At 72.1% G+C, this 26534-nt stretch carries 14 protein-coding genes; 7 read left to right on the forward strand and 7 right to left on the reverse strand.

The annotated features are described in order from the left end of the window. Positions 1–23: 23 nt before the first annotated feature. From GT755_RS07380 to GT755_RS07395, 4 genes are read right to left on the reverse strand one after another with little or no spacing between them, the layout of a single operon-like run. Entirely contained in the window at positions 24–3059 is a 3036-nt protein-coding gene (locus GT755_RS07380; protein WP_161478960.1) for a non-ribosomal peptide synthetase, read from the reverse strand. Beyond that, positions 3056–4294, reverse strand: a complete 1239-nt coding sequence (locus tag GT755_RS07385) for a glycosyltransferase (RefSeq protein ID WP_161478961.1) — start codon at positions 4292–4294, stop codon at positions 3056–3058. Before GT755_RS07385 ends, GT755_RS07380 begins: the two co-directional genes overlap by 4 nt. Beyond that, a complete protein-coding gene (locus GT755_RS07390; RefSeq protein WP_030454484.1) occupies positions 4282–4602 on the reverse strand; it encodes an acyl carrier protein in 321 nt (106 codons plus the stop codon). The genes GT755_RS07385 and GT755_RS07390 overlap by 13 nt, the downstream gene beginning before the upstream one ends. Beyond that, positions 4599–9875 carry a non-ribosomal peptide synthetase/MFS transporter gene (locus GT755_RS07395; protein WP_235966188.1) on the reverse strand — a complete coding sequence of 1759 codons (5277 nt, stop codon included), beginning with the start codon at positions 9873–9875 and terminating at the stop codon, positions 4599–4601. Before GT755_RS07395 ends, GT755_RS07390 begins: the two co-directional genes overlap by 4 nt. Positions 9876–10393: 518 nt before the next feature. Here GT755_RS07395 and GT755_RS07400 point away from each other — a divergent pair. Then, positions 10394–13783, forward strand: a complete 3390-nt coding sequence (locus GT755_RS07400) for a discoidin domain-containing protein (protein ID WP_161478962.1) — start codon at positions 10394–10396, stop codon at positions 13781–13783. Positions 13784–14101: 318 nt separating this feature from the next. Here the strand turns inward: GT755_RS07400 and GT755_RS07405 are convergent, their stop codons facing one another. Then, positions 14102–14659 carry a hypothetical protein gene (locus GT755_RS07405; RefSeq protein ID WP_161478963.1) on the reverse strand — a complete coding sequence of 186 codons (558 nt, stop codon included), beginning with the start codon at positions 14657–14659 and terminating at the stop codon, positions 14102–14104. Between the two features lie 167 nt (positions 14660–14826). Here GT755_RS07405 and GT755_RS07410 point away from each other — a divergent pair, with 167 nt between their 5' ends. From GT755_RS07410 to ppgK, 3 genes are read left to right on the forward strand one after another with little or no spacing between them, the layout of a single operon-like run. After that, complete coding sequence (locus tag GT755_RS07410) at positions 14827–16794, forward strand: sensor histidine kinase (protein WP_161478964.1); 1968 nt, start codon at positions 14827–14829, stop codon at positions 16792–16794. Next, the gene (locus tag GT755_RS07415; RefSeq protein ID WP_161478965.1) at positions 16791–17423 is read left to right on the forward strand and encodes a response regulator transcription factor; all 633 of its coding nucleotides are present in this window, start codon (positions 16791–16793) and stop codon (positions 17421–17423) included. The genes GT755_RS07410 and GT755_RS07415 overlap by 4 nt, the downstream gene beginning before the upstream one ends. A 29-nt stretch (positions 17424–17452) precedes the next feature. Beyond that, the gene (gene ppgK, locus GT755_RS41000; protein ID WP_202609750.1) at positions 17453–18982 is read left to right on the forward strand and encodes a polyphosphate--glucose phosphotransferase; all 1530 of its coding nucleotides are present in this window, start codon (positions 17453–17455) and stop codon (positions 18980–18982) included. Between the two features lie 100 nt (positions 18983–19082). On the opposite strand, the gene GT755_RS07425 is transcribed toward ppgK, so the two are convergent. Then, positions 19083–19982 carry a diacylglycerol/lipid kinase family protein gene (locus GT755_RS07425; protein ID WP_285583245.1) on the reverse strand — a complete coding sequence of 300 codons (900 nt, stop codon included), beginning with the start codon at positions 19980–19982 and terminating at the stop codon, positions 19083–19085. Positions 19983–20091: 109 nt separating this feature from the next. Here GT755_RS07425 and GT755_RS41005 point away from each other — a divergent pair, with 109 nt between their 5' ends. The 3 genes from GT755_RS41005 to GT755_RS07440 are packed head-to-tail and all read left to right on the forward strand — an operon-like array spanning position 20092 to position 25061. Continuing rightward, entirely contained in the window at positions 20092–20535 is a 444-nt protein-coding gene (locus GT755_RS41005; protein ID WP_328794230.1) for a winged helix-turn-helix domain-containing protein, read from the forward strand. Between the two features lie 48 nt (positions 20536–20583). Next, on the forward strand, positions 20584–24417 hold the full coding sequence (hrpA, locus tag GT755_RS07435) for an ATP-dependent RNA helicase HrpA (RefSeq protein WP_161478968.1): 3834 nt from the start codon (positions 20584–20586) through the stop codon (positions 24415–24417). Continuing rightward, complete coding sequence (locus tag GT755_RS07440) at positions 24414–25061, forward strand: HAD family hydrolase (RefSeq protein WP_161478969.1); 648 nt, start codon at positions 24414–24416, stop codon at positions 25059–25061. Before hrpA ends, GT755_RS07440 begins: the two co-directional genes overlap by 4 nt. On the opposite strand, the gene GT755_RS07445 is transcribed toward GT755_RS07440, so the two are convergent. Continuing rightward, positions 25062–26528, reverse strand: a complete 1467-nt coding sequence (locus GT755_RS07445) for a serine/threonine-protein kinase (protein ID WP_161478970.1) — start codon at positions 26526–26528, stop codon at positions 25062–25064. Positions 26529–26534: the final 6 nt, after the last annotated feature.

The following is a 26534-nucleotide window of genomic DNA, read 5'->3' on the forward strand; positions in this document are numbered from 1 at the left end:
GAAGGGATCCGGGACGTGCCCTGTCAATCCACCAGCCGCGCCGCCTCCTCGTCGGTGAGGGCGTCGAACTCCTCGGCCAGCAGGTCCTCGATGGTCCTGGCCAGCTCCTCGACCGTCCGGCGGAGGAACAGATACCGGATCGGCACGTCGAGGTCGATGATGGCGCGGATGCGGGCCGCCACCCGTACCGCGATCAGGGAGTGGCCGCCGACGGCGAAGAAGTCGTCGAGCGCGCCGACCCGTTCGAGGCCGAGGACCTCCTGCCAGATGTCGGCCACCAGGCGTTCGGCGTCGGTGCGCGGCTCGACGAACGCGGCCCCGCTCTCGGCCACCGGATCGGGCAGCGCCTTGCGGTCGACCTTGCCGCTGATGGTCATCGGCATCGCGGTCAGACGGGTCCAGAGCGCCGGCATCATGTACGCCGGAAGGATCTTCTCCAGGTGGTCGCGCAGGTCGCCCAGGTCGGCGTCGCCGACGATGTAGCCGACGAGGATGTCGCCCCGCGCGGTCACCGCCGCCTGGTCGACCCCGGGGCAGGTGAGGATCGCCGCCTCGACCTCGCCGGGTTCGACCCGGAACCCCCGGACCTTGACCTGGTTGTCCATCCGGCCGAGGAACTCCAGGTTCCCGTCGAAGCCCCACCGGGCCCGGTCGCCGGTCCGGTAGACCCGCTCGCCCTCGAACTCGACGAAACGTTCGGCGGTCAGCTCGGGGCGGCCGTGGTAGCCGTCGGCCACCCCGGCCCCGCCGATGAGCAGCTCACCGGCGACGAAGGTCGGCGCGACGCCGCCCGCGCGGTTGGCGACGTAGCAGGTGGTGTTGGCGATCGGCCGCCCGATCCGGGGCTCCCCGCCGCCGGGGGGCACCTCCCAGGTGGTGGACCAGATGGTGGTTTCGGTGGGGCCGTACACGTTGACCAGGCGGCCGAGCCTCGGCCGCAGCTCGCGCGACAGCTCCTCGGGCAGCGCCTCGCCGCCGACCAGCCCGGTGATCGCCGGGTCGGAGAACCCGGCCTCGATCAGCACCCGCCAGCCCGACGGCGTCGACTGGATGTGGGTGATCCCGGCGTCCCGGATGAGCTTGATCTGCGCCGCGCCGTCGACCGCGACGTCCCGCCCGGCGATGACCGCCCTGCCCCCGCCGATCAGCGGCAGGTAGAGCTCCAGCGCCGAGATGTCGAACGACACCGACGACAGCACCAGCCAGACCTGCCCGGGGTCCGACCCGAGCAGGTCGGCCATTCCGGCCAGGAAGTTCGCCAGCGCCGAGTGCCGGATCACCACCCCCTTGGGCCGCCCGGTGGAGCCCGAGGTGTAGAGGGTGTACGCGTGGTCGTCCGGCCCCGGCGGGAACCCCTCGGACGGGTCGGCGGCGAGGGCCTCGGAGACCGTGACGACCTCGACGCCCGGCGGCAGCCGCTCGGCGGGCCCCTCGTCGGCCAGCACCAGCACCGCGCCGGAGTCCTCCAGCATGTACTGGATGCGGGCCGGCGGGTTGTCGGGGTCGATCGGCAGGTAGGCCGCCCCCGACCGCAGCACGCCGAGCAGCGCGGGCAGCACCCGCACCGACCGGTCGACGCACACCGCGACGACCGACCCGCGCCGGTCGCCGAGCCGCCCCGCGATCCGGGCCGCGGCCTGGTCGAGCTCGGCGTAGGTCAGCACGTGCTCGCCGTCGGAGAAGGCGATCGCGTCGGGCGTGCGGGCCACCTGGTCGGCGAACAGGCGGGGCAGCGGCGCCGGGATGGGCCGCTCGGTGGCGTTCCACGTGGTGACGAGCCTCTCCCGCTCGCCGTCGGTCATGAGGGGCAACCGCGAGAGCGGCAGCGCCGGGTCGTCGGCGATGCCGTGCAGCAGCACCCGCCAGCGTTCGAACAGGGCCGCGACGGTCGGCTCGTCGAACAGGTCGGTGTCGTAGCGGACCACGGTCACCAGGTCGCCGCTGTCGTCGCCGGCCCAGAAGACGTCCACCGCGACGTCGCAGCGCACCCACTTCCACCCGTGCGGGAAGGGGGTCGCGGTCAGCCCGGAGAAGTGCTGCTCGCGCTCCAGCTCGCCCGGGTGCAAGGTGAGCGTGGTCTGGTAGAACGGCGTGACGCTGAGGTCGCGGCCGATGTCGAGCTCCTCGACGAGCCGCTCGAACGGCACCCGCCGCCGCGACAGCGCCCCCAGCAGGGAGGCCATCGTGCTCCGCAGGAACTTCTGGAACGGCGGGTCGCCGGACAGGTCGCCGCGCAGCACCAGCATGCCCGACAACCCGGCCACCAGCGCCTGGGCCTCCTCGGTGTCCCGCCCGCCGTCGGGCACGCCGACGGTCACGTCGTCCTGGCCGGAGTGCCGCGACAGCAGCACCTGGTAGGCGGCCAGCAGCAGCGCGAACAGCGTGCACCGCGAGCCGCGGGCCACCTCCGAGAGCCGGGAGACCAGCGCCGCCGGGAGCCGGAACGCGATCTCGTCGCCGTGCCCGATCCGCTCGGCCGGGCGCGGCCGGTCGGAGGGCAGCTCCAGGGTCGGCGGGTTCGCCAGGCGCTCCCGCCAGTACTCCAGCTCCTTCGGGTCGATCTCCGGCGTGAGCGCGGCGTGCTCCCGGGCGGTGACCTTCAGCGGGTCGGGTTCGCCGCCGCCGTAGAAGACCACCAGGTCGTCCATGAGGACGTCCAGCGACCAGCCGTCGGCGATGATGTGGTGGGTCACCAGCACCAGCACGTGGCTCTCCGGCCCCAGGCCGATCACCGACACCCGGAACGGCAGGTCGGCGACCAGGTCGAAGGGCCGGTTGGTACGTTCGGCGACGAGCGTCTCCGCCTCCTCGGTGGACGAGGCGCGCAGCCACTCCACCTCGACCGGCGCGGCCGGTTCGACGACCAGCACCGGCCGCCCGTCGACGGCGGGGAAGCGGGTCCGCAGCGTCTCGTGCCGCCGGGCCAGCGCCGTCACCGCCCCTGCAAGCGCGGCGGGGTCGAGCCGCCCGGTCAGCAGCCGGACCCGGTGCAGGTTGAAGGCGGCGTCCTCGGGGTCGAACTGCTGGAGGAACCAGGCGCGTAACTGGGCCGGGGTCATGCCGTCTCTCCTGAGCGCAGTCGGCGGGCGAGCGCCAGGCGCTCCTCCCGGGTGAGTAGATGTCTGGCCGAATAGGGGGCCGGGTTCGCGGCCAGCCCCTCGATCGCCTCGGCCGCCGCGCCGAGCCCGCCGTCGGCGGGCACCCGGACACGCGGGCCGGTCAGCGCGGCCTTCAGCAGCGCCGCCGCCTCCTCGGGCGACCAGCGCTGCTCGGGCAACCACGACCCGAGCCCGGCCGCCGCGACGCGGGCGCCGTTCTCGGCCCGGTCGAAGCCGTGGGCCAGGACGACCTGCGGGGTGCCCGAGGTGGCCGCCCTGATCAGGGTGCCGATCCCGCCGTGGTGCAGGATCGCCCCCACCCGCGGCACGACCCGCTCGAACGGCAGGCCGGGGAACCAGCGCATCCCGTCGGGCAGCGTCGCGGGCACCAGGTCGCGGTGCCGCACGGCCAGCAGCGCGGGCCGCCCGACCGCCCGGCAGGCCTCCACGGCGACCTCGTAGAACCGCTGGTGCAACATCCGGCCGGTCCCGCCGGTGACCAGGACGGCGTCCTGGTCGAGCAGTTCCCCGGCCTCCGGCGGCAGCTCGTGGTCGCCGGCCGAGTCGCCGAGCGGCGCGCCGGTCAGGCGCACCCGCTTCGGCGCGGGAGTGCCCGCCCGGTCGAACCACGAGGGCCAGAGCGCCACGTCGAGATGGGCCGAGGCGAACCACGCCGCCCAGTCCTTGACGGGCGGCAGCCCGTTGCCCGCGCGGATGGCGTCGAGGCGGTCGGCCATCGTCCGCGCGTAGGTGTGCGCGATGCCGCGCTCGGACATGTACTGGATCGGCGTCACCGCGACCCAGGCCGCCGGGGCGTCGAGCGCCTCGGCCGCGAACAGGGTGGAGATGGCCGTGGTGTGCCGTCCCACCAGGATCGTCTCGCCGGGAACGTATCGTTCCATCGTGTGCCGGATCTCGAACACGATCTGCTCGAACAGCCCGTTGGCCTCGTAGTAGTCGCGCCAGCGCCCGAGGCCGGCGCCCAGCAGCGGGGGAGTGTCCGCCAGGTTCGCCTCGTACGCCTCCCGCGTGTCGATCGCGGTGAACTCCAGGCCGGCCCCCTCGGCCAGGTCCCGGAAGGGGCCGTGGGTGAGCAGCTCGACCTCGTGGCCGCGCTCGCGCAGCGCCCGGCCGAGGGCCACGAACGGCAGCACGTCACCATGGCTGCCGTGCGTGGACATGATCACTCGCGCCACGTGCGGTCTCCCAGGAGCGCCTTGATCTCGCCCGTCGGCAGGGCGTCGACCTCGGCGAGCAGCGCCTCGACGTCCTCGCCCTCCTCGTCGAGGATCTCCTGGATGGCCCGTGCCGCCCCGGACGCGGTCAGGTCGCCCGCGAACAGCACCTCGACCGGCAGTACCACCCCGAACTCGCTCTCCACCCGGGCTAAGAACTGCACCATCGCGAGCGACTGACCGCCGAGGTCGAAGAAGTCCTCGTCCGGTGACGTGACCGGAACCCCGAGGATCTCGCTCCAGAGCCGCATGACCCGCTCTTCGTTCACTTTTCCTCCGTGCTGTGCCTGTTCCCTGAGGCGGATTCACAGCGCGGGACACGGCCGGCCTCCGGCCGTCCGCGTCCCGCTTTCGCATCAAGCGCTGCGAACCCGATGACATCGTCGGGGATGGCGTCCGGAACCTCCAGGTCGAAGTTCCACAACCGCCGCATCCGGGTCCCGACGGCGACCGTGGCCGCCATGACCAGGGCGAACAGGACGTACATGAGAGCGATCCCACGCCCCTCCCCGGTTCCGATGATCATGCCGACCGTACTGGTCAGCGGGCCGTCCGCGGCCATCAGCGGCTCGAACAGCGCCGTTCCGTAAGGGGCGATGAGCCCATAGCCGATAGGGAGTGTCGAAAAGGCCACAAGCTGGTTGAGTGCGAAGACCCGGCCGTGGAACCGCTGGGGAACCTTGACCTGGATGATCGTGTTGTAGATGCCGTTCAGCACGGTGAGCGAGGCGAACATCCCGAAGACGCCGGCCGCGATCACGACGAGGTCCTCGCGCACCCCGACGACCAGCGCGAACGCCGACAGCGAGAGCGTGGCGAGGAGCTGGCCGCGCAGCCGGAGCCTTCGCGGACCGCCCCAGAACGTCATGGCGAGCCCGCCGAGGAACACCCCGAGCCCGCCGAAGAACGCCACCCGGCCCACGTCGGCCGTGTCGGCGAAGCTCAGCACCAGCGGCGAGACCAGCAGGAACAGCGGCGACATGAACAGGTTCACGAATGCGAAGAACAACAACATCCGCCGGATGCCCAGGTGCCCCCAGGTGTAGCGGAACCCCTCGGCCATCTCCTTGACCACGGTCTCCCGCCGCTTCCACGGCAGGGTGCGCGGGAACCTGATCGCGGCCAGCACGACGATCGCGACCGCGTAGCTGACCACGTCGATGACCAGGATCCCGCCCAGCCCGACCACCGCGAGCAGCCCGGCGGCGACCAGCGGGACCACGAGCTGCGCGACCCCGGTCGCCATCCCGACGACCCCGTTGGCGTGCCCGAGGTACCGCTTGGGCACGAGCTGGGGGATCGCCGACGCGTAGGCGACCCGCTGGAAGGTGAGCGCGACCGAGAGCCCCACGAGCAGCGGGTAGACATGCCAGATCTGTATCGTTCCGGTCCAGACGAGGAGGCCCAGCCCGAGCTGGGTGCCCCCGGCCGCCAGGTCGGCGCACAGCAGCACCGCCCGCCGGTTGAACCGGTCGACCACCGCCCCGGCGAGCGGCGCGGCGAGCAGCCCCGGCACCAGGCCCAGCACCGAGAACAGCGCGAAGTTCGCCAGCGAGCCGGTCTCCAGGTAGATCCAGAGCGGGATGGCGAACTCGGTCAGCGCCGACCCGGTCATCGAGACGAGCTGACCGGCGGCGAGCACGAGGAACCGCCGCATGCTCGGCGGGGGACCGGCCGATCCGGGCAGCCCGGCGTCCGGGACGGGGCTGTCCGTCCGGGAGACGCCCTCGACCCACCACGTGCCCGTCCCCTTCGCGGGCAGCACGTCACCGGCCGCGTCTTCCGCCAGCTCCCGGTGGACGGTGGTCACGATCGTGGCCAGCTCCTCGGCCCGGTACTTCACGAAGTAGTGCGCCGCCTCGTCCAGCACCACACAGGCCGTGACCCGCGAGAGGCAGTGCCACTCGCGGTAGCGCTCCTGGTAGAACTCCATGACGGGGTCGCGCTCCCCGGCCACCGCGATCACCGGGGCCGACAGCGGCTCCGCGCCCTCCTCGAAGAGCCGGGCGAAGTACCGTTCCGCCTCGCGGGTGCCGCGCCGCCGGTTGCGGACGATGAGTTCGAGCTCGGCCTGCTCGAACTCGGCCACGTCCAGGCCCGAGGCCACCAGGCCGTTGATGCGCGACTGGTCGCTGCCGTGGTCCTCCAGCCACTCGCCCACCCGGGCGAACAGGCCCCGGGGCCGCGTGAACGGGAAGACGCCGCCCAGGTAGACGGCCTCGGCCGGACGGCCGGCCGCCTCCAGACGGCGGGCGATGGCCGCGACGAGGGTGGTGCCCGCTCCGCAGTGGCCGTACAGGACGACCCGGCCCTCGACGGTGGCCAGGATCTCGGCGGCGACCTGGTCGGCGACCTCCTCGGCCGGGCGCGGCTCCTCGCCCAGCTCGTTGCCGGGGACGGCGATCGAGTGCAGCGCCCAGTCGGCCGGCATCGCGTCGGCCAGCGGCTTGAAGACGACGGCGCTGCCGCCGCCGTAGGGGGCGCAGACGAGGGAGGCCGTCACCGTGCGCTCGGGGGTCAGCCGGTGGAGCAGGCCGCCGGAGCCGGAATCCGACCGGGCCAGCTCGCGCACGGTCGGGTGGGTGAACAGCCGCATCAGCGTGACCGGATGACCGGCCTTGCGCATGCGGGCCACCACCTGCATGGCGAGCAGCGAGTGGCCGCCGAGGTCGAAGAAGTCGTCGGTCACCCCGACCCGTTCCAGCCCGAGCACCGCCGCCCAGATCGCGGCGATGGTCTCCTCGGCCTCCGTCGCGGGCGCGACCAGGCCGGTCAGCACCGGCTCGTCGGCCGACGGCAGGGCCGCGCGGTCGACCTTGCCGTGCGCCTTGAGCGGCAGGGCCTCCAGCCACACCCACCGGGCCGGGACCATGTAGTCGGGCAGCCGCTCCTTCGCCCAGGCACGCACGTCGGGGGCCGGGATCTCGTCGCCGACCAGATAGGCGACCAGCCGCTGGTCGCGCAGCTCCACCACCGCCTGCGCGACGGCGGGATGCTCGGCGAGCACCGTCTCGACCTCGCTCAGCTCGACCCGGTAGCCCCGGATCTTGACCTGGAGGTCGCGGCGGCCGAGGAACTGCAGCACCCCGTCGTTGGTCCAGCGCCCGAGGTCGCCGGTCCGGTAGACGCGGGAACCGGGCGGCCCGTAGGGGTCGGGAAGGAACTTCTCGGCGGTGAGGGCGGGCTTGCCGAGGTAGCCGCGGGCGAGCCGGTCGCCGCCCAGGTAGATCTCACCGGTCACCCCGGCCGGCACGGGCCGCATGTGCTCGTCCAGGACGTAGACCCGCGCCCCCGGCAGCGGCCGGCCGATCGGCAGCGTGGCCTGACCGGCCTGGCCCGGCTCGACCTCGAAGGTGGTCACGCCGACCGTGGCCTCGGTGGGGCCATAGTGGTTGACCACCCGGCACCGCCCGGCCAGCTCGGAGGCCCAGCCGACGGTCGAGGCCTCGCCGCCGAGGATGAGCAGTTCCTTCGGGAGCTCGACGTCGAGGGCCGCCAGGTGGGAGGGGGTCATCTTCAGATAATCGGGGCGGACCGGCCACGGGTCGGTCGACTTCGGCGGGATCAGGTGCAGGGTGCCGCCCGTCATCAGCGACAGGTAGAAGATCGTCACCCCGAAGTCGAAGGCGAGCGACTGGGGGAGGGCGAACACCTTCCCGTCCTCGATCCCGAACCGCTCCCGCACGCCGGACAGGTAGGTCAGCACCTCCCGGTGCTGCACCGCCACGCCCTTCGGGCGGCCGGTCGTGCCGGAGGTGTAGATCACGTACGCGAGGTCGTCGGGGGTCACCCCGGAGTCGGGCGGATCGGCCGCCTCGCCCGGTTCCAGGCCGAGTTCGACGGTGCCGCCGGGCAGCGGGCGTTCGGTGACCGACACCCGGGCCCCCGAGTCGCCGATCAGGTAGGCCAGCCGGTCGTCCGGCTGCTCCGGGTCGAGGGGCACGTAGGCCGCGCCCGCCTTGAGGACGCCCAGCAGGGCGGCGGCCACCCCGGCCGACTGCTCCAGGCAGACGGCCACCCGGTCGCCGGGGCGCACCCCCGACGCCCGCAGCCGGTGGGCCAGGTGGTTGGCGCGCCGGTCCAGTTCCCGGTACGTCACCACCTCGCCCCCGAACACCACGGCCGGGTCGCCGGTCACGGGCGGCAGCTCGTGCAGCAACCGGACGGGCAGCGGCCGGGCCGGGGCCGCGACCCCGAGGGCCAGCACGTCGTCGGCGTCGGGCACCCACGCCACCTGCGACAACGGCGTCTCGGGCGCGGCGCGCAGGACGGTCGTCAGCGAGTCGGTCAGCCGGGCGACGGTCTCCGGCCGGAACAGGTCGGGGTTGTAGATGACCAGGCCGTCGCCGTCCCAGAGGTAGCAGGCCAGGTCGAAGCGGCTGACCGTGACGTCGGGGTGGAAGGCCGAGACGGCCAGCCCGTGGTCCTCCCGGGGCCCGTAGTTCTGCAGCGCCAGCAGCACCTGGAACACCGCCGACCGGCTGACGTCGCGCTCCACCTTCAGCTCGCCGACCAGCTTGTCGAACGGCACCTCCTGGTGCGCGTACGCGTCCAGGCAGGAGTCGCGGATCCGGAGCAGGAACTCCCCGAAGGTGGGGTCGCCCGACAGGTCGGCCCGCATCGCGAGGGTGTTGACGAACATGCCGGCGAGGGGTTCCAGCTCGGCCAGCGGGCGTCCGCTGACCGGCGAGCCGACGGCGAAGTCGTGCTGCCCCGACCACCGGCCGAGGGTGAGCTGGAGCGCGGCCAGCATGACCATGTAGGGCGTCACCCCCTGGTCGGCGAACCGGGACAGGAGGTCGAGGTCGACGTGGAAGCGGTGGCCGCGGCCGGAGGTGGTCTGCTCGGCCGGGCGGGGGAAGTCGAGCGGCAGCTCCAGCGGCGGCACCCCGGTGAGCCGGTCGCGCCAGTAGGCGAGGTCGCGGGTGTGGTCGCGGGTGCGTTCCCACAGGGCGTAGTCGCCGTACTGGATCGGCAGCGGGTCGAGGGCGCCGCCCCCGTGCAGGGTCAGCAGCTCGCGCAGCAGGATCTCGGCCGACCAGCCGTCGGTGACCGCGTGGTGGGCGGCCATCAGCAGGACGTGGTCGTCGGCGGCCAGGCGGATCAGCAGGACGCGGAGCAGCCCCCCGGCCGACAGGTCGAAGGGGCGGACCAGCGTGGCGGTGATCAGCTCCCGGGCGGCCTCCTCCGAGGCGGCCTCCACGAAGGAGAACTCGGTGGAGGGCTCGGCGTCGACGACCACCTCCGGCAGGCCGTCGTCCGAGGCGAGGAAACGCATGCGGAGGCTCTCGTGCCGGCGCGACACCTCCGTCACCGCCGCCGCGAAGGCCGTCGCGTCGAGGGCGCCGGTGAGGCGGGTCGTGTAGGGCACCGTGTACGCCGTCGTCCCCGACCGGTACTGCTCCAGGAACCACAGGCGCTCCTGCGCGTGCGACAGCGGCGGGACGACCTCGGGAGAGCGGGGCGCGATGGTCTCCGAGACGGTCCGGCGCTGGAGCCGGCGAGCGAGAAGTGCCTGTTTGGCCGGGGAGAGACTGGTCAACAGATGCTCCGGATTCGTCGAGGCCCTCTTCGGGGCCGATTCGCAGCGTGAGCCGCGACCGGCCGGTGGCCGTCCGCGTCCCGCTCTCGCGGACAGCACGAATCCGCGCCCCCGCCGACTGATTTGGGAGCGCTCCCACGACGCCCTTCTGCGAGGCTATGGACGCGTTTTCCGCAGGGTCAAGGAAACGACGAAATTTCATTACGTTTCATGACATCGCGGTAACGGCCTGCAGTTTCAGGGCCTCTTCAGCGCCGGCTCTTGACAACCCGACGGCGGGCCGCCCGGCGTCAGATCTGGCCTTACTGCAGGTCAAAGCAGGTGTTTCGGTCAACGGGGCCAGTGCGTGGAGAGCGCTCTCCACCTGCGTCGACGCCCCCTTCCGGCCCTCCCGGGTGTTTCGCGGGTGTTTCCCCGGCGGGGATTGGGGCCTTGACACCTGTCAGCCGCCCGCGCGAGTCTCTTGATTTGGAGAGCGCTCTCCAACCGCGAAGCCCTTCACCCCCCAAGGAGCGGCCGTGTCCCGCTTAGGCCTGTTCATCGCCACCCTGGTCGCGCTCGTCGCGTCCGGGCTGGCCGTCACCTCACCGGCGGCGGCCGCCGACCCGCCGATCTCGCAGGGCAAACCCGCGACCGCCTCCTCCTCCGAAGGCGGGGCCTTCGGCCCGGCCGCCGCCTTCGACGGCGACCTCACCACCCGGTGGGCCTCCGACTTCAGCGACCCGCAGTGGATCCAGGCCGACCTCGGCTCCACCCAGCAGATCAGCCAGGTCGTCCTGCACTGGGAGGCCGCCTACGGCCGCTCCTTCGCCATCCAGACCAGCACCAACGGCACGACCTGGACCGACGTCTACACCACCACGACCGGCACGGGCGGCGTCCAGACGCTCGACGTCACCGGCTCCGGGCGCTACGTCCGCCTCTACGGCACCCAGCGCGGCACCGGCTACGGCTACTCCCTCTGGGAGTTCCAGGTCTTCGGGCCGGGCGGCGGGACCGGCGGCCCCGGAGGCGCCTGCGGGACCGCCAACGTCGCCCAGGGGAAGACCGCGACGGCCTCCAGCATCGAGAACGCCGGCACCCCGGCCAGCGCCGCCTTCGACGGCTCGGCGACCACCCGGTGGTCCAGCGCCTACAGCGACCCGCAGTGGGTGCAGGTCGACCTCGGCTCGTCCCTGCCGGTCTGCAAGGTGGTGCTGACCTGGGAGGGGGCGTACGCGACGGCGTACAAGATCCAGTCGAGTGTCAACGGCACGACCTGGACCGACCTGCACAGCACCACGACGGGCGCCGGCGGCACCCAGACGATCGACGTGAGCGGGACCGGCCGCTACATCCGCATGCACGGCACCGCCCGCAACTCCGGCTGGGGCTACAGCCTGTGGGAGATGGCGGTCTACTCGGGCGATGGAGGCACTCAGGAACCGGAACAGCCGGGAGACTGGACCGAGGTCTGGCGCGACGACTTCGCCGGCGGCTCCGGCACCTCCCCGTCGGCCGCCAACTGGCTGCTGCGCACCGGCACCTCCTACCCCGGCGGCGCCGCCAACTGGGGCACCGGCGAGGTCGAGACCATGAGCGCCTCCACGGCCAACGTGTCGCTGAACGGCCAGGGCTTCCTGGAGATCAGGGCGCTGCGGGACGGCGCCGGCAACTGGACCTCCGGCCGCGTCGAGACCCAGCGCACCGACTTCGCCCCCCAGCCCGGCCAGATGTTGCGCTTCAGCGCCCGCCTCAAGCAGCCCGACGTCGCCAACGCCCTCGGCTACTGGCCCGGCTTCCGCGCCACGGGAGCCGCCTACCGGGGCACCTACACCAACTGGCCCGGCGTCGGCGAGACCGACATCATGACCAACGTCAACGGCCGCAGCCAGCTCGCCCAGACCCTCCACTGCGGCACCGCGCCCGGCGGCGTCTGCAACGAGTACGACGGCAGGACCAGCGGTTTCGCGTCGTGCACCGGCTGCCAGACCGGCTACCACGAGTACACGCAGATCATCGACCGCACCAAGACCGACGAGGAGATCCGCTTCTACCTCGACGGCCGGCAGACCTGGGTCGTCAGGGAGTCCCAGGTCGGCGTGGCGGCCTGGCAGGCGGCCGTTCACCATGGCTTCTACCTGCGCTTCGACCTGGCCATCGGCGGCTCGCTGCCGAACGCGCTGGCCGGTCAGACCACCCCGACGGCCGCGACCACGCCGGGGGGCGTGCTGAGCGTCGACTGGGTCCAGGTCGCCCGCCAGACCGGCGCCACCCCGGCCGCGATGACCGACCCGCCCACCCCCGCCGGGCCGTCGGTCGTGCGGGTGACGGGCACCCAGGGCAACTGGCAGCTCCAGGTGAACGGCCAGCCGTGGGAGGTCAAGGGCCTCACGTACGGCCCGCCGCAGGGCGCCGGCGACGGCTACATGCGCGACCTGAAGAACATGGGCGTCAACACGATCCGCATCTGGGGTGTCGACGACAACACCCCGGCGCTGCTGGACAAGGCCGCCCAGCACGGCATCAAGGTGATCGTCGGCCACTGGCTGAACCAGGGCGCCGACTACGTGAACGACACGGCGTACAAGACCGCCGTGAAGGCCGAGATCGTGGCCCGCGTGAACGCGCTCAAGGGCCGCCAGGGCGTGCTGATGTGGGACGTCGGCAACGAGGTCATCCTGACGATGCAGGACCACGGCCTGCCCGCCGCCACCGTCGAGGCCCGGCGCGTCGCCTACGCCCAGTTCGTCAACGAGGTCGCCGTCGCCATCAAGGCGGCCGACCCGAACCACCCGGTGACCTCGACCGACGCCTACACCTTCGCCTGGACCTACTACAAGGCCCACTCGCCGGCCCTCGACCTGCTGGCGGTCAACTCCTACGGCGCGATCCACACCGTCCACACCGACTGGATCAACGGCGGCTACACCAAGCCCTACATCGTCACCGAGGCCGGGCCCGACGGCGAGTGGGAGGTGCCCAACGACGTCAACGGGGTGCCGACCGAGCCGACCGACCTGCAGAAGCGCGACATGTACACCGCCAGCTACAACGCCATCCACAACCACACCGGCGTGGCGCTGGGCGCCACCCAGTTCCACTACGGCCTGGAGAACGACTTCGGCGGCGTGTGGCTCAACACCCTCACGGGCGGCTGGCGGCGGCACGGCTACCACTCGCTGAAGCGGGCGTACACGGGCACGGCCTCGGCCAACACCCCGCCGGAGATCAACTCCATGACGGTCCAGAACCAGACGGCCGTCCCCGCGGGCTCGCAGTTCGTCGTGGAGACCGGCGTCACCGACCCGAACGGCGACCTGATCCGCTACAACCTGATGTTCTCCAACAAGCACGTCAACGGGAACCGCGGCTTCGACCACGTGCGGTTCACCGAGACCGCGCCGGGCCGCTTCTCGGTGACCGCGCCGCAGGCCATGGGCGTCTGGAAGGTGTACGTGTACGCCTACGACGGCCACGGCAACGTCGGCATCGAGACGAAGTCGTTCCGCGTCGTGCCGCCCGTCGCCCCCGGCACCAACGTGGCGGTCGGCAAGACCACGACGGCCTCGACCTTCCAGGCGACCGGCGACGGCGGCCCCTTCAACGCCGCCCGGGCCACCGACGGCAGCTACACCTCCCGCTGGGCCAGCGAGTGGGCCGACCCGCAGTGGATCCAGGTCGACCTGGGCTCCAACCAGGCGGTGAAGCACGTGCAACTGGCCTGGGAGGGCGCGTTCGGCACGTCCTACCGCGTCCTGACCAGCACCAACGGCACGACGTGGACCGAGTCCTACGCGACGACGACGGGCGACGGCGGCTTCGACAGCCTGAACCTGACGGCGACGGCCCGATACGTCCGCGTCGAGATGACCCAGCGCGGCACACCGTGGGGTTATTCGCTCTGGGAGTTCGGCGTCTACGTGTAAGCGGCGGGTTCGCCCGGTCTCGGGGCCGGGCGAACCCGCGATGAAGGAAACCGCCGGTTCGACATCCGGCGGTTTCCGCCGTTCCCGGCCGAGGCTCCACCGAAGCCGCGAGCGGGACGATATGCCGAGATATCGGGCGGACGCCCGAATGTCGCCTTCTCTGCGGCCCCGTGCTGCGTCAAATGCCTTTCCGTTACGGCTTCGCCCACCCCCGCACCGCCCGCCGCCCGGGGCGGGCCCCCGTGAGCGGCGCCGGCCGGCCGCGCGCCGGACCGCCGCGACGAGTCGTCTCGGGCGTCCCTCTCGACGCCGGACGTCTCATGACGTGGCCGGCCGCACCCGCCTCAGCCCCACGGCCACGGCGAGCATGGTCACGCCGTGCCACAACCCGCCCGTGTAGCTCCCGTGGGCGCTCACCGGCACCCAGACCGCCAGGGCCACCCCCAGCGTGGTCGTCATGACCTCGCTCGTCGCGATCAGCGCCGCCGTCCACCGGGGGAACACCCCCGCCCGCCAGGTGGCGACGCCGAACACCGCCAGCCCGGCGCAGAACACCAGCGGACCGACCGGGAACGACAGAAACGTCAGCGCCTCGGTGCCGAGCACCAGCCCCACGTTCCCGGCGATGGCGACCGCCGCCCCCGTCACGATGAGGGCGAGCCCGGCGAGGCCGCCGCGTCCGGTCCGGTCGCGCTGCGCCAGGTGCACCCCAAGTAGCGTCACGGTCAGCAGCGTCCACGGCACCAGGACCAGGGCGTCGCGGAAGTCCGCCGGTTCGGGCCGGACCACCGACTCGGCCCCCAGACCGAACCAGCCGAGCGCGCTCACCGCTCCCGCCACGGCGAACGGGGTGAGCTTCTCGGAGGACGACGTCATGCCCCCTGCCCGAAGGAGGGGGCCGGTGTTCCGCCGGAGAGGGGTCTCGTCGTCATGGGCCCACCCTGGGGCGCCCCGGCGAGCCCGCGCATGAGTCCCTGATCACGTCTGACCCGGGACTTCTCGTCCCATGACGCCGGGACGTCCCGGATGCGACGATGTGCCGGATGAACAGCAGGAACAGCAGGAACAGACGCATCCTGGGCGATTCGGGGTTCGCGGTCGCCGGGCTGATCCTGCTGTTCGTGGCGGGGGCGCTCGCCGTCGAACCCACGCTGCGGGAGCTGGGGGTGGCGGGGTTCGTCGAGCGGTTCGACGCGTTCCGGGCGGTCACGGCGGTCGCGTTCGGGGTGCCGGGGGCGTTCGTGGTCACCCGCAGGCCCGAGCTGCGGGTCGGGTGGCTGCTGCTGGCGGTCGGGTTCGCGCAGGGGTTCTCGCTGGCCGCCGGCGTCTACGGGCTCGTCGGGATCAACGACCGGGCGCTGCCGTTCGACGACGAGCTGATGTGGGTGTCGAACTGGTTGTGGGTGCCGCCCTACCTGGCCGTGCCGACGCTGTTCCCGCTGTTCCTGCCCGACGGGCGGCTGCCCTCGCGCCGCTGGTGGCCGGTGGCGGCGCTGGCGGTGGCCGCCATGGTCGCCGGCACGCTGGGCTGGGCGCTGCTCCCGGCGCGCGACGTCGACGTGCCGCACCTGTTCCCGCCCGGCTACACGGGGATCGTGCCGCCGTTCGGGCAACTGTCGCCGGTGCTCGGGACGGCCGGGCAGGTGCTCGGGCTAGCCGCCGCCGTGGCCGCGATCGGGTCGCTCGTCTGGCGTTACCGGCGGGCGTCGGGGGAGGTCAGGCGGCAGGTGCAGTGGGTGCTGGCGGGTGGTCTGCTGACGCTCGCGGTGGTCGCGGCGGCCGCGCCGCCGGTGCTGGACAGCCCCGCGCTGATCGTCCTCGCGCCGGTCCCGCTGCCGGTGGCGCTCGCCGTCGCGGTCCTGCGGCACCGGCTGTGGGACATCGACCTGCTGCTGGCCCGCACGCTCAGCGTCGCCGCCCTGGTGGTGACCCTCGTGGTGGTGTACGCCGCCGCCGCCCTCCTGCTCGGCAACCTCTCCCCGCTGGCCCTGGCCGCGGCGGCGGTGCTGGCGCATCCGGCGTACACGAGCATCCACCGGCGGGCCAACCAGGTGGTCTTCGGCGAGCGCGACGACCCGGTGGCCGCCCTGCGCCGGCTCGGCGACCGGCTGGCGGGCGCCGGGCACCCCTCCGAGCTGCTCGGACAGGTCACCGAGTCGCTGGGGCGGGCGCTGCGGGTCCGGTATGTCGCGGTCGAGGAGGACGGCGTGGTCGTCGCGGCCTGGGGGGAGCCCGGCGGACCGCTCGAACGGGTCCCGCTGCGGCACCGGGGCGCGGAGACCGGCACGCTCGTGGTCGGCGAGCCGTTGCGCCGCCGCGACCGGACGGTGCTGGCCGAGCTCGCGCCGCACATCGCGGTGACCGTGCGGGCCCACCGCCTGGCCGCCGACCTCGAACGGTCGCACCGGCGGCTGCTGGCGGCCCGCGAGGAGGAGCGCGCCCGCCTCATGCACGAGCTCCACGACGGCGTCGGCCCCACCCTGGCCGCCCTGGCGTTCCAGGCCGACCGGGGCCGCCGCCAGGTCCCCGAGGCGGCGGAGCTGCTGGCCGGGCTGGCGACCCAGATCAGGGCGACCGTGGTGAACGTCCGGGCGATCGTCAACGACCTGCGCCCGCCGCCCCTCGACGACCTCGGGCTGACCGGCGCGCTGGAGGAACTGGCCGGGCGGTTCGCCGGCGGGCTGGCCGTCGTCGTGCGGACGGGGAGCACGCCGCCGGTGCTGCCGGCCGCCGTCGAACTGGCCGCCTACCGGATCGCCGCGGAGGCGCTGAACAACGCCGCCCGCCATTCGGGCGCGTCGTGCTGCGCCATCGAGCTGGACGTCTGCGAAGGTGGCTTGCGACTCCGGATCGACGACGACGGCTCCGGACTGCCCGAGCCGGTGCGGCCCGGGGTCGGGCTGTCGTCGATGCGCCGCCGCGCCACCGACCTCGGCGGCACGTTCGACCTGGTCACCGAGCCCGGTGGCGGCACGTCCGTCCGCGTCGTCCTGCCCTGGGGGGAGCGATGAAGGTCCTCGTCGTCGAAGACCACCCGATGTTCGCCGACGGCCTGGTCGCCCTGCTCGGCGACCTCGACGGCGTGGAGGTCGCCGGGCACGCCGCGACGGGAGAGCACGCCGTCGAGTTAGCCCGCGAGACCCGGCCCGACGTCGTGCTGATGGACCTGCACCTGCCCGGCATGAGCGGGATCGAGGCGACCCGCGTCATTGTGGCGGAGCTGCCCGGCGTGGCGGTGCTCGCCCTGACGATGCTCGGCGACGACACCACCATCCACGACATGGTCCGGGCCGGGGCGCGCGGCTACCTGCTGAAGGAGGCCACCCCCGAGGAGATCGCCCGCTCGGTCGCCGCGGTCGCCGCCGGGCAGGTCGTGTTCGGCCACGGTGCCGGAACCCGCGTGCTGGCCGCGCTTTCGAAGCCATCGAAAAGGTCAAGGCCGTTCCCGGAATTGACCGAACGCGAATCGGAGGTGCTCACCCTCCTCGCGCGCGGGCTGACGAACCACGCCATCGCCAGAAAGCTCGTCCTCAGCGAGAAAACCGTCAGAAATCACGTCTCCAACATCTTCACAAAACTCGGCGTGACCGACCGCGCGGCGGCCGTTGCCCGAGCTAGAGACGCCGGTATGGGGGAATGAGGGTGATTCCTCCGGGTAACGCTCCGAGTATGAACGTTCTCGGCATCGACATCGGCGGCTCCGGAATCAAGGGCGCGCCCGTTGACACGAAAACGGGCGAACTCACGGCGGAGCGCCACCGAATTCCGACCCCGCAGCCGGCAACGCCGAAGGCGATCGCGGAGGTCGTGGCCAAACTCGTCGACCACTTCGAGTGGACCGGGCCGGTCGGCATCACGTTCCCCGGAGTGGTGGTCGACGGAGAGATCCGGACCGCCGCGAACGTCGACAAGTCGTGGATCGGCGTCAACGCCAACAAGCTGTTCGGCAGGAACCTCGACAGCGTCATGGTCATCAACGACGCCGACGCCGCCGGTCTGGCGGAGATGGCCTTCGGCGCGGGCAAGAACAACCAGGGCGTCGTCCTGGTCCTCACCATCGGCACCGGCATCGGCAGCGCCCTCTTCGTGGGCGGCAAGCTGGTGCCCAACACCGAGTTCGGCCATCTCGAGCTCAAAGGTAAGGAAGCCGAGTCGAGGGCGTCCGACGCCGCCCGCGACAAACGCGACATGTCATGGCAGAAATTCGCGAAGCGCATCGGTCAGTACCTGCGCCACATGGAAATGCTCTTCACTCCCGCCCTGATGGTCATCGGGGGCGGCATCAGCAAGAAGAGCGACAAGTACCTGCCCATGGTCGACCTGCGCACCCCGGTCGTCCCGGCCATGCTCCTGAACGAGGCCGGCATCGTCGGCGCGGCCCTGGCCGCCGAGGAGACCATGGCCCCGAAGCCGCGCACCACCACCCGCCGCACCACGTCGCGCCGCACCACCACGACCGCGGCGAAGCCCCGCGTCGCCCGCGCCACCACGGGCGCGACTCGCAGCGCCGCCCGCAGGTCCGCCGCGACCACCCCGAACCGCGGCACGTCGTCCCGGTCCGGCACCACGACCTCCCGCCGAGCCGCCACATCCGGCACGTCGAGAAGCCGCACGACCGGCACCTCCCGCACGGGCACGACCCGAGCGACCGGCGCTTCCCGCTCGACGGGCACCTCTCGCACCGGCACTTCCCGCGCGACGGGCACCTCTCGCACCGGCACTTCCCGTGCGAGCGGCACCTCTCGCACCGGCACTTCCCGCACGACCGGCGCCTCTCGCACGGGCACCTCAGGGACCACCACGTCGCGCGCGACCACCGGCCGTTCGACGACAGGGCGGGCGACCGCAGGTGCGGCCAGGACCTCGCGCACTCCCGTCGCACGCTCGACCGGGAGCTCGCGGACGTCCACGCCGCGTTCCGGCACGACCTCCCGCACCTCCACGACGCGCTCGAACGGCACGTCGTCCGGCCGCTCGAACGGAACCTCGGCCAGCCGCTCGACCTCGGGCCGCTCGACTCCGGCCGCGCGGACGTCGCGGTCGGCCGGCTCCGCCCGGAACTCGGCCGGCCGCTCGAACGGCACTCCGGCGACCGGTTCGCAGTCGGCCGCGCGCCGCACCGCGAGCTCCGCCGGGGGCACCACACGCCGGTCGGCGACGCCGAAGCGGGCGTCCGGGTCGCGCCGGACGAGGGGCTGATCCGGGGCCCCGGCCAGATGGAGCCGGCCGGGCCCTTATTACGTGAGGTGACAGCACCGGGGGTGCTGACCTGGAGGCCAGGCAGCACCCCGCAGGGTCGTCACGCGCTCTTCGCGTAGGGCGCCGCCTCCGGCACGCAGAAGGTGATCGCCTTCGGCACGACCTTGACCTTGAGCTTGTCGGCCCGCCCGCGGGCGCCGCCGTCCATCTCGTACGTCGTCGGCTCCGCGAACCGGACCGTCACCTTGCGCGCCCGGGTGATGCGCAGGAACGGCGACTCGTCCGACCGTCCGGTCGACATCTGGCCGAGGGTGCGCGCCCACTCGATCGGCCCCTTGGCCGTGGACACGCCGACCTCCAGCCACCCGTCGTCGGGCTTGGCGTCGTCGAAGGCCTCGATGCCGCCCCCGACCGTGCCGACGTTCCCGAACAGCACGCAGGACGCGTCGCCCTCGAACCACCGTTCGCCGTCGAGGTCGATGGTCGTGGCGACCACGCTCGACCCGGCGTGCCGCAGGCCCGTCCACCAGTAGGCGAGCTTGCCCATGCGCTCCTTCAGGCCCCGGTCGGCGTCGGCGATCATCTCGGCGTCGAACCCGGCCCCGGCCATCACGGCGAAGTGCTCGCCGTTGAGCCGGCCCAGGTCGAGCCGTTCGCGCCGGCCGTGGAACCCGATCCGGACCGCCTCTTCGAGGTCGGCGGGCACGCCCAGGTTGTGGGCCAGGAGGTTGGCGGTGCCGGCGGGCACGACGGCCACCGCGGCCTTCGACCCGGCCAGCACGTCGACACAACGCTGCACGGTCCCGTCGCCGCCCCACACGAAGACCAGCTCGGCGCCCTTCTTGAGAGCGTCCTTGGCGGCCTTGGGGGCCTTCTTGCTCTTCGGCACCTCGTACCAGAGCAGCTCACCGTCATGGTGCTCGGCCAGCAGCGACCGGAGGCGGTCGAGACCCCCGCCGAGCGTCTTCTTCTGATGCGCGACAACAGCGATCGTCTTCACGCGCGCAGTGCTACCCGCCAAAGTGCCGCACATGCCCGGCCCTCCAACCCTTAATTCCTACTTGTATAGGTGGTATTGTTGTCGGCAACGACGAGGAAAGGAGACGACCATGACCCATGCGACAGTCATCGATCTCATGGCTCGCCAGCGCGACACGGCCGGAGCCGACCCCGGCGAAGGCGCCGTGCTGGGCGTCATCCCCGTGCCGGAGACGGGCGCCTCCCTGGTCGTCGTCGGCTACCTGGTCGGCGACACGGGCAAGGTCCCCCGTCCCGCGCGCGAGATCGAGATCGACCGCGACAGCCGCACCGTCACCGCCGACGGCGCCGAGATCGACCTGACCTACCGGGAGTTCGAGCTGCTCGACTACCTGGCCGCCGCCCCGGGCCGCGTCTACAACCGCCGCCAGCTCCTGGCCGCCGTCTGGGACCGCTACGACGACGCCGGCGCCCGGACGGTCGACGTCCACATCCTGCGCCTGCGCCGCAAGCTGGGACGCCACGCCGGCCGGATCGTCACGGTGCGTAACGTGGGTTACAAGTACGCCGGGTAAAAACCATTGGCTGGAGGGCCGGGCAAGCTGCCTATCCTTGAGGATGGGATGAACACGCTCTCCGATCTCCAGACCCGCCTGTCCGGCCTGATGCTGCGCGACCAGCGGCGGTTGCGCCGCCGTGTCGACGGCGTGCGCAAGGTACGCGACCCCAAGGCCCGCCAGAAGATTCTCACCGAACTGTCCGGCGAAGTCGAGACCGCCGAGGCACGGGTCGCCGCCCGCCGCGAGGCGATGCCGGCGATCGGTTACCCTGCGCAACTTCCGGTCAGCCAGCGCAAAGACGACCTGCTCGACGCCATCCGCGACAACCAGGTCGTGATCGTCGCGGGGGAGACCGGGTCGGGCAAGACCACCCAGCTTCCCAAGATCTGCCTGGAGCTGGGGAGGGGCGTACAGGGGCAGATCGGGCACACCCAGCCACGCCGCCTGGCCGCCCGCACCGTCGCCGAGCGCATCGCCGAAGAGCTGAACATCGAGCTGGGCGGGGCCGTCGGCTACAAGGTCAGGTTCACCGACCAGTCGAGCGACAACACGCTGGTCAAGCTGATGACCGACGGCATCCTGCTGGCCGAGATGCAGACCGACCGCTTTCTCAGCCAGTACGACACCCTCATTATCGACGAGGCCCACGAGCGCAGCCTCAACATCGACTTCATCCTCGGCTACCTGAAGCAGCTGCTCCCCAAGCGCCCCGACCTGAAGGTCGTCATCACCTCGGCGACCATCGACCCCGAACGCTTCTCCCGCCACTTCGACGACGCCCCGATCATCGAGGTCAGCGGCCGAACCTACCCGGTCGAGGTCCGCTACCGCCCGATCGAAGACGAGCAGGACGACCAGACCCAGGCCATCGTCGACGCCGTCGACGAACTGGTCGCCGAGGGGCCGGGCGACATCCTGGTCTTCCTCAGCGGCGAACGCGAGATCCGCGACACCGCCGAGGCGCTGAAGGGCCGCCGCGAGGAGGTCCTGCCCCTCTACGCCCGCCTGTCGGCCGCCGAGCAGCACAAGGTCTTCCAGCGAGGGTCGCGCCGACGGATCGTGCTGGCGACCAACGTCGCCGAGACCTCGCTGACCGTGCCGGGCATCAAATACGTCATCGACCCCGGCACCGCCCGCATCTCCCGCTACAGCCACCGGCTGAAGGTGCAGCGGCTGCCGATCGAGCCGATCTCCCAGGCGTCGGCCAACCAGCGGAAGGGCCGCTGCGGGCGTACCAGCGACGGCATCTGCATCCGCCTCTACGGCGAGGACGACTTCACCGGACGCCCCGAGTTCACCGACCCCGAGATCCTGCGCACCAACCTGGCCAGCGTCATCCTCCAGATGACCAGCCTGGGCCTGGGCGACATCTCGGCGTTCCCGTTCGTCGAGCCGCCCGACCAGCGCCAGGTCAAAGACGGCGTCAACCTCCTCCAGGAGCTCGGCGCCCTCGACGCCAAGGGCCTCACCCCGATGGGCCGCAAGCTCGCCCAGCTCCCGGTCGACCCACGCCTGGCTCGGATGGTCCTGGAGGCCCAGACCAACGGCTGCGCCCGCGAAGTGATGATCATCACGGCGGCGTTGTCGATCCAGGACCCGCGCGAGCGCCCCGCCGACAAGCAGCAGGCCGCCGACGAGAAGCACCGCCGGTTCGCCGACAAGGAATCCGACTTCCTGACCTATCTGAACCTGTGGCGCTACCTGCGCGAACAGCAGAAGGAGCTGTCGTCGAGCGCGTTCCGGCGGTTGTGCAAGGCCGAATACCTCAACTACCTGCGCGTGCGCGAATGGCAGGACATCGACGCCCAGCTCCGCTCGGTCGCCCGCACCCTGGGCGTGGTGCTCAACACGGCCGACGCCGACCCGCAGCGGGTGCACCTGTCGCTGCTCGCCGGACTGCTCTCGCACATCGGCGTGAAGGACGTCGCGAAGAAGGACCAACCGGGCGGCCGCCGCCCGATGACCGAGTACATCGGCGCCCGCAACGCGCGCTTCGCCATCTTCCCCGGCTCGGCGCTGGCCCGGCAGCAGCCCCAGTGGGTCATGTCGGCCGAACTCGTCGAGACGAGCCGCCTGTGGGCGCGGGTGAACGCCAAGATCGAACCGTCGTGGATCGAGCCGCTGGCCCAGCACCTGGTCAAACGCACCTACAGCGAACCGCACTGGGAGAAGGACCAGGCCGCCGTGATGGCCTACGAGAAGGTCACCCTGTACGGCGTCCCGATCGTCACCGAGCGCAAGGTCAACTACGGCCGCATCGACCCCGAGCTGGCCCGCGAGCTGTTCATCCGCAACGCCCTGGTCGAGGGCGACTGGCGCACCCACCACCGCTTCTTCCACGAGAACCGCAAACTGCTCGCCGAGGCCGCCGAACTGGAGGAGAAGGCCCGCCGCCGCGACATCGTCGTCGACGACGAGACCCTCTTCGACTTCTACGACCAGCGCATTCCGAACGACGTGGTCTCCGGCGCCCACTTCGACGCGTGGTGGAAGAAGCAGCCCGACAAGTCGTCGCTGACCTTCACGCCCGAGATGCTGGTCAACGAGAACTCCGGCGTCTCCGCCCAGGACTACCCCGACGCCGTCCGCCAGGGCGGCCACCGGATGCGGCTGACCTACCAGTTCGAACCCGGCACCGAGGCCGACGGCGTGACCGTCCACGTCCCGCTGTCGGTGCTCAACCAGGTGACCGACGCGGGCCTCGACTGGCAGATCCCCGGCCTGCGCGAGGAACTGGTCACTGCCCTGATCCGGTCGCTGCCCAAGCACCTGCGCCGCAACTTCGTGCCGGCCCCCAACTACGCCAAGGCCGTGCTCGCCCAGGTGAAACCCGGTAGCGAGCCCCTGCTCGACGCCCTCGAACGGGAGCTGCTGCGGCAGACGGGCGTCGCCGTGCCCCGCGACGCGTGGAACGTCGAGGCGCTGCCCGACCACCTGCGGGTCACCTACCGGGTCGTCGACGACAACCGCCGCACGGTCGCCGAGGACAAGGACCTCCAGGGCCTGAAACGCCGCCTCGCCCCCAAGATCCGCGAGACTCTGTCGGAGGCCGCCGACACCCTCGAACGGACCGGCCTGACGTCGTGGACCATCGGCACCCTCCCGAAGGTCTTCGAACAGGGCCGCCTCAAGGCCTACCCGGCGCTGACCGACCAGACGACCAGCGTCGCGGTCCGCATGTACGAGACGGCGGCCGAACAGGAGCGCGCCATGTGGGCCGGCACCCGCCGCCTGGTGCTGCTCAACGTGGTGAACCCCGCCAAGCAGATCCTGCGCGGCCTGTCGACGGCCGAGAAGTTGTCGCTCTCCCGCAGCCCCCACGGCGGCGCCCCCGCCCTGTTCGACGACTGCGTCGCCTGCGCCGCCGACAAGCTCATCGCCGACGCCAAGGGCCCCGCCTGGGACGAACTGGCCTTCACCGCCCTGCTCGACCAGGTCCGCGCCGACCTCTACAGCGTCACCTGGGAGACGGTCACGAGGGTGGAGAAGGTGCTCGGCGTCTGGCACGCCGTCCAGAACCGGCTCCAGGGCCCGCCCGACATCGTGGCCGACGTCAACGACCAGCTCTCCTCGCTCGTCTACCCGGGCTTCGTCCTGGAGACCGGCTACCGCCGCCTCCCCGACCTGCACCGCTACCTGCGGGCCGTCGAACGGCGGCTGGAGAAGCTGCCCGACGACGTCCACCGCGACCGCACCCTGATGCACCAGCTCCACGACCTCGAAGACGACTACCGCGACCTGGTCGCGGGCCTGCCCCCGGCCCGGCGCACCGCCCCAGCGGTGGGCGAGATCAGGTGGATGTTGGAGGAACTCAGGGTCAGCTTCTTCGCCCAGCAGTTGGGCACCCCGACCCCCGTGTCGGAGAAACGCATCAGAAAGGCGATGGCCCAGCTATGACGATCCGCTCCGTGGTGCTCGACGTCGGCGAGACCCTGATCGACGAGTCGCGCATCTGGTGGCGCTGGTCCAAACGTCTCGGCGTGACGCCGCTGACCTTCATGGGCGCCCTGGGCGCGATGGCGGCCACCGGCGGGTCCTACCGCCAGGCGTTCGAACTGGTCGCCCCCGGTCGCGACATCTCCGCCGAACTGGCCGCGTGGAAGAAGGACGACCCCAACGGCCTGCGCGAGAACTTCGACGCCGACGACCTCTACCCCGACGTGAGGTCGTCGCTGGCCGCGATGCGCGACGCCGGCTACCAGGTCGTCATCGCGGGCAACCAGCCCATCCAGGCCTACGACCAGCTCGTGGCCATGGACCTGCCCCACGACGGCATCTACACGAGCGCCGGGTGGGGCGTCTCCAAGCCCGCCCCGGAGTTCTTCGGCAAGGTCCTGGCCGTGACGGGCCACGCGCCGGAGGAGATCCTCTACGTGGGCGACCGGATGGACAACGACGTCCTGCCCGCCCTGGCGGCCGGGATGAAGACGGCGCTGCTGCGGCGTGGGCCGTGGGGGTACCTGCACGCCCGCCGCGACGACGCCGCGAAGGCCGACATGATCGTCGACAGCCTGACCGAACTCGCCGAGCGGCTCGGGTGACTATCCGCGCGTCAGCGTTCCGGTGTAGGAGAGCAGGCCGAGGTCGTCGTTCCAGACGTACTCGGCCTGGTCGCCCTTCAGGGTCAGCACCACGTTCCCCGGCACGCACTGACCGCCCAGCCCGTCGAGCCGGAACTCGGCCGACTCGGCCGACGCCCTCGTGAGCGTCAGGGTGCCCTCGCACGGGTCCTCGGACCACTTGCCGGTGGTCTCGCCCGCGTCGAGGTCGATGGAGATGTCGTGCTCGCTCATGACGGGGTTGGACGGCACGATGTGCCCCTCCCACCTGCCGTCGAAGGCCTCCGGAAGGCCCGAGCCCGTCGGCGTCTCGCCGGACTGGGCCTCAGGGGTGAGCGTCGACCTGACCGTGGTCGTCTCCGGATCCTCTTGGCCGGGCGCGAGCAGCGGCGGGACGACGATGACCGCCACCGCGAACAGCGCCGCCCCGAGCGCGGCGAAGGCGAACGCGAGCGCCTTCCGGTTGCCGGGAGTCGAGGGCCGCTCGGCAGCGCCGGAGGGGACGCCATCCTGCGTCGGGTGTCCCGCCCAGGCGGGCGGCTGGGTGAACCGCCGCCTATCGGGGTCGTCGGCCCAGAGGTGGGGCGCCGGATCACTCGAACCACGGAGGTCGCCCGGCCCGCCCCCGGCCGCCGCCTCGCCCGCGCGTAGCGGGTCGGGGGCCGCGCCCACCAGCGTCAGCAGCACGTCCCGGGCCGTCGGACGTCCCGCCGGATCCTTGCTCACGCACCGCGCCACCAGCCCACGCAGCGGCGCGGGCACCCCCGACACGTCGGGGTCCACGGTCATGATGCGGTGCAGCACCGAGGCCACCGAGTCGGAGCCGAAGGCCGCGCGGCCCGTCGCAGCGTAGACGATCGTCGCCCCCCACGCGAACACGTCGGAGGCCGCCGACGCCGGGTGTCCCGCGATCTGCTCGGGGGCCAGGTAGGCGGGGGTCCCGATGGGGCCGCCGGTGATGGTCTCGCTCTCGCTCGGCCGGGCGATGCCGAAGTCGACCACCCGGGGCCCGTCGGGGCCCAGCAGCACGTTCCCCGGCTTGAAGTCCCGGTGCACCACCCCGGCCGCGTGGATGGCCGCCAGTGCGGTCGCCGTCCCCACGGCGAGCCGGTCGAGCTCCCCGCCCGTCAGGGGCCCGGAGGAGGAGACCCGCTCCTGCAGCGAGGGGCCGTCGACGTACTCCGAAACCACATAGGGCCGCCGCCCGGCCACGTCGGCGGCCAGCACCCGCGCCGTGCAGAAGGGCGCCACGTCACGCAGGGCGGCCAGTTCCCGGGCCAGCGAATGCCGGACGCCGTCGTCGGCCCCGCGCAGCAGTTTCACCGCCACGTGGGCCCCCGAGGGGGAGACCCCCAGGTAGACGACCCCCTGCCCGCCCTCCCCGAGGCGTCCGGTCAGCCGGTATTCGCCCAGGGAGTGCGGGTCGCCGGGGTCGAGCGGGGTCACCATGCCCCA

It is taken from the genome of Herbidospora solisilvae (assembly GCF_009901565.1).
Classification (GTDB): domain Bacteria; phylum Actinomycetota; class Actinomycetes; order Streptosporangiales; family Streptosporangiaceae; genus Herbidospora; species Herbidospora solisilvae.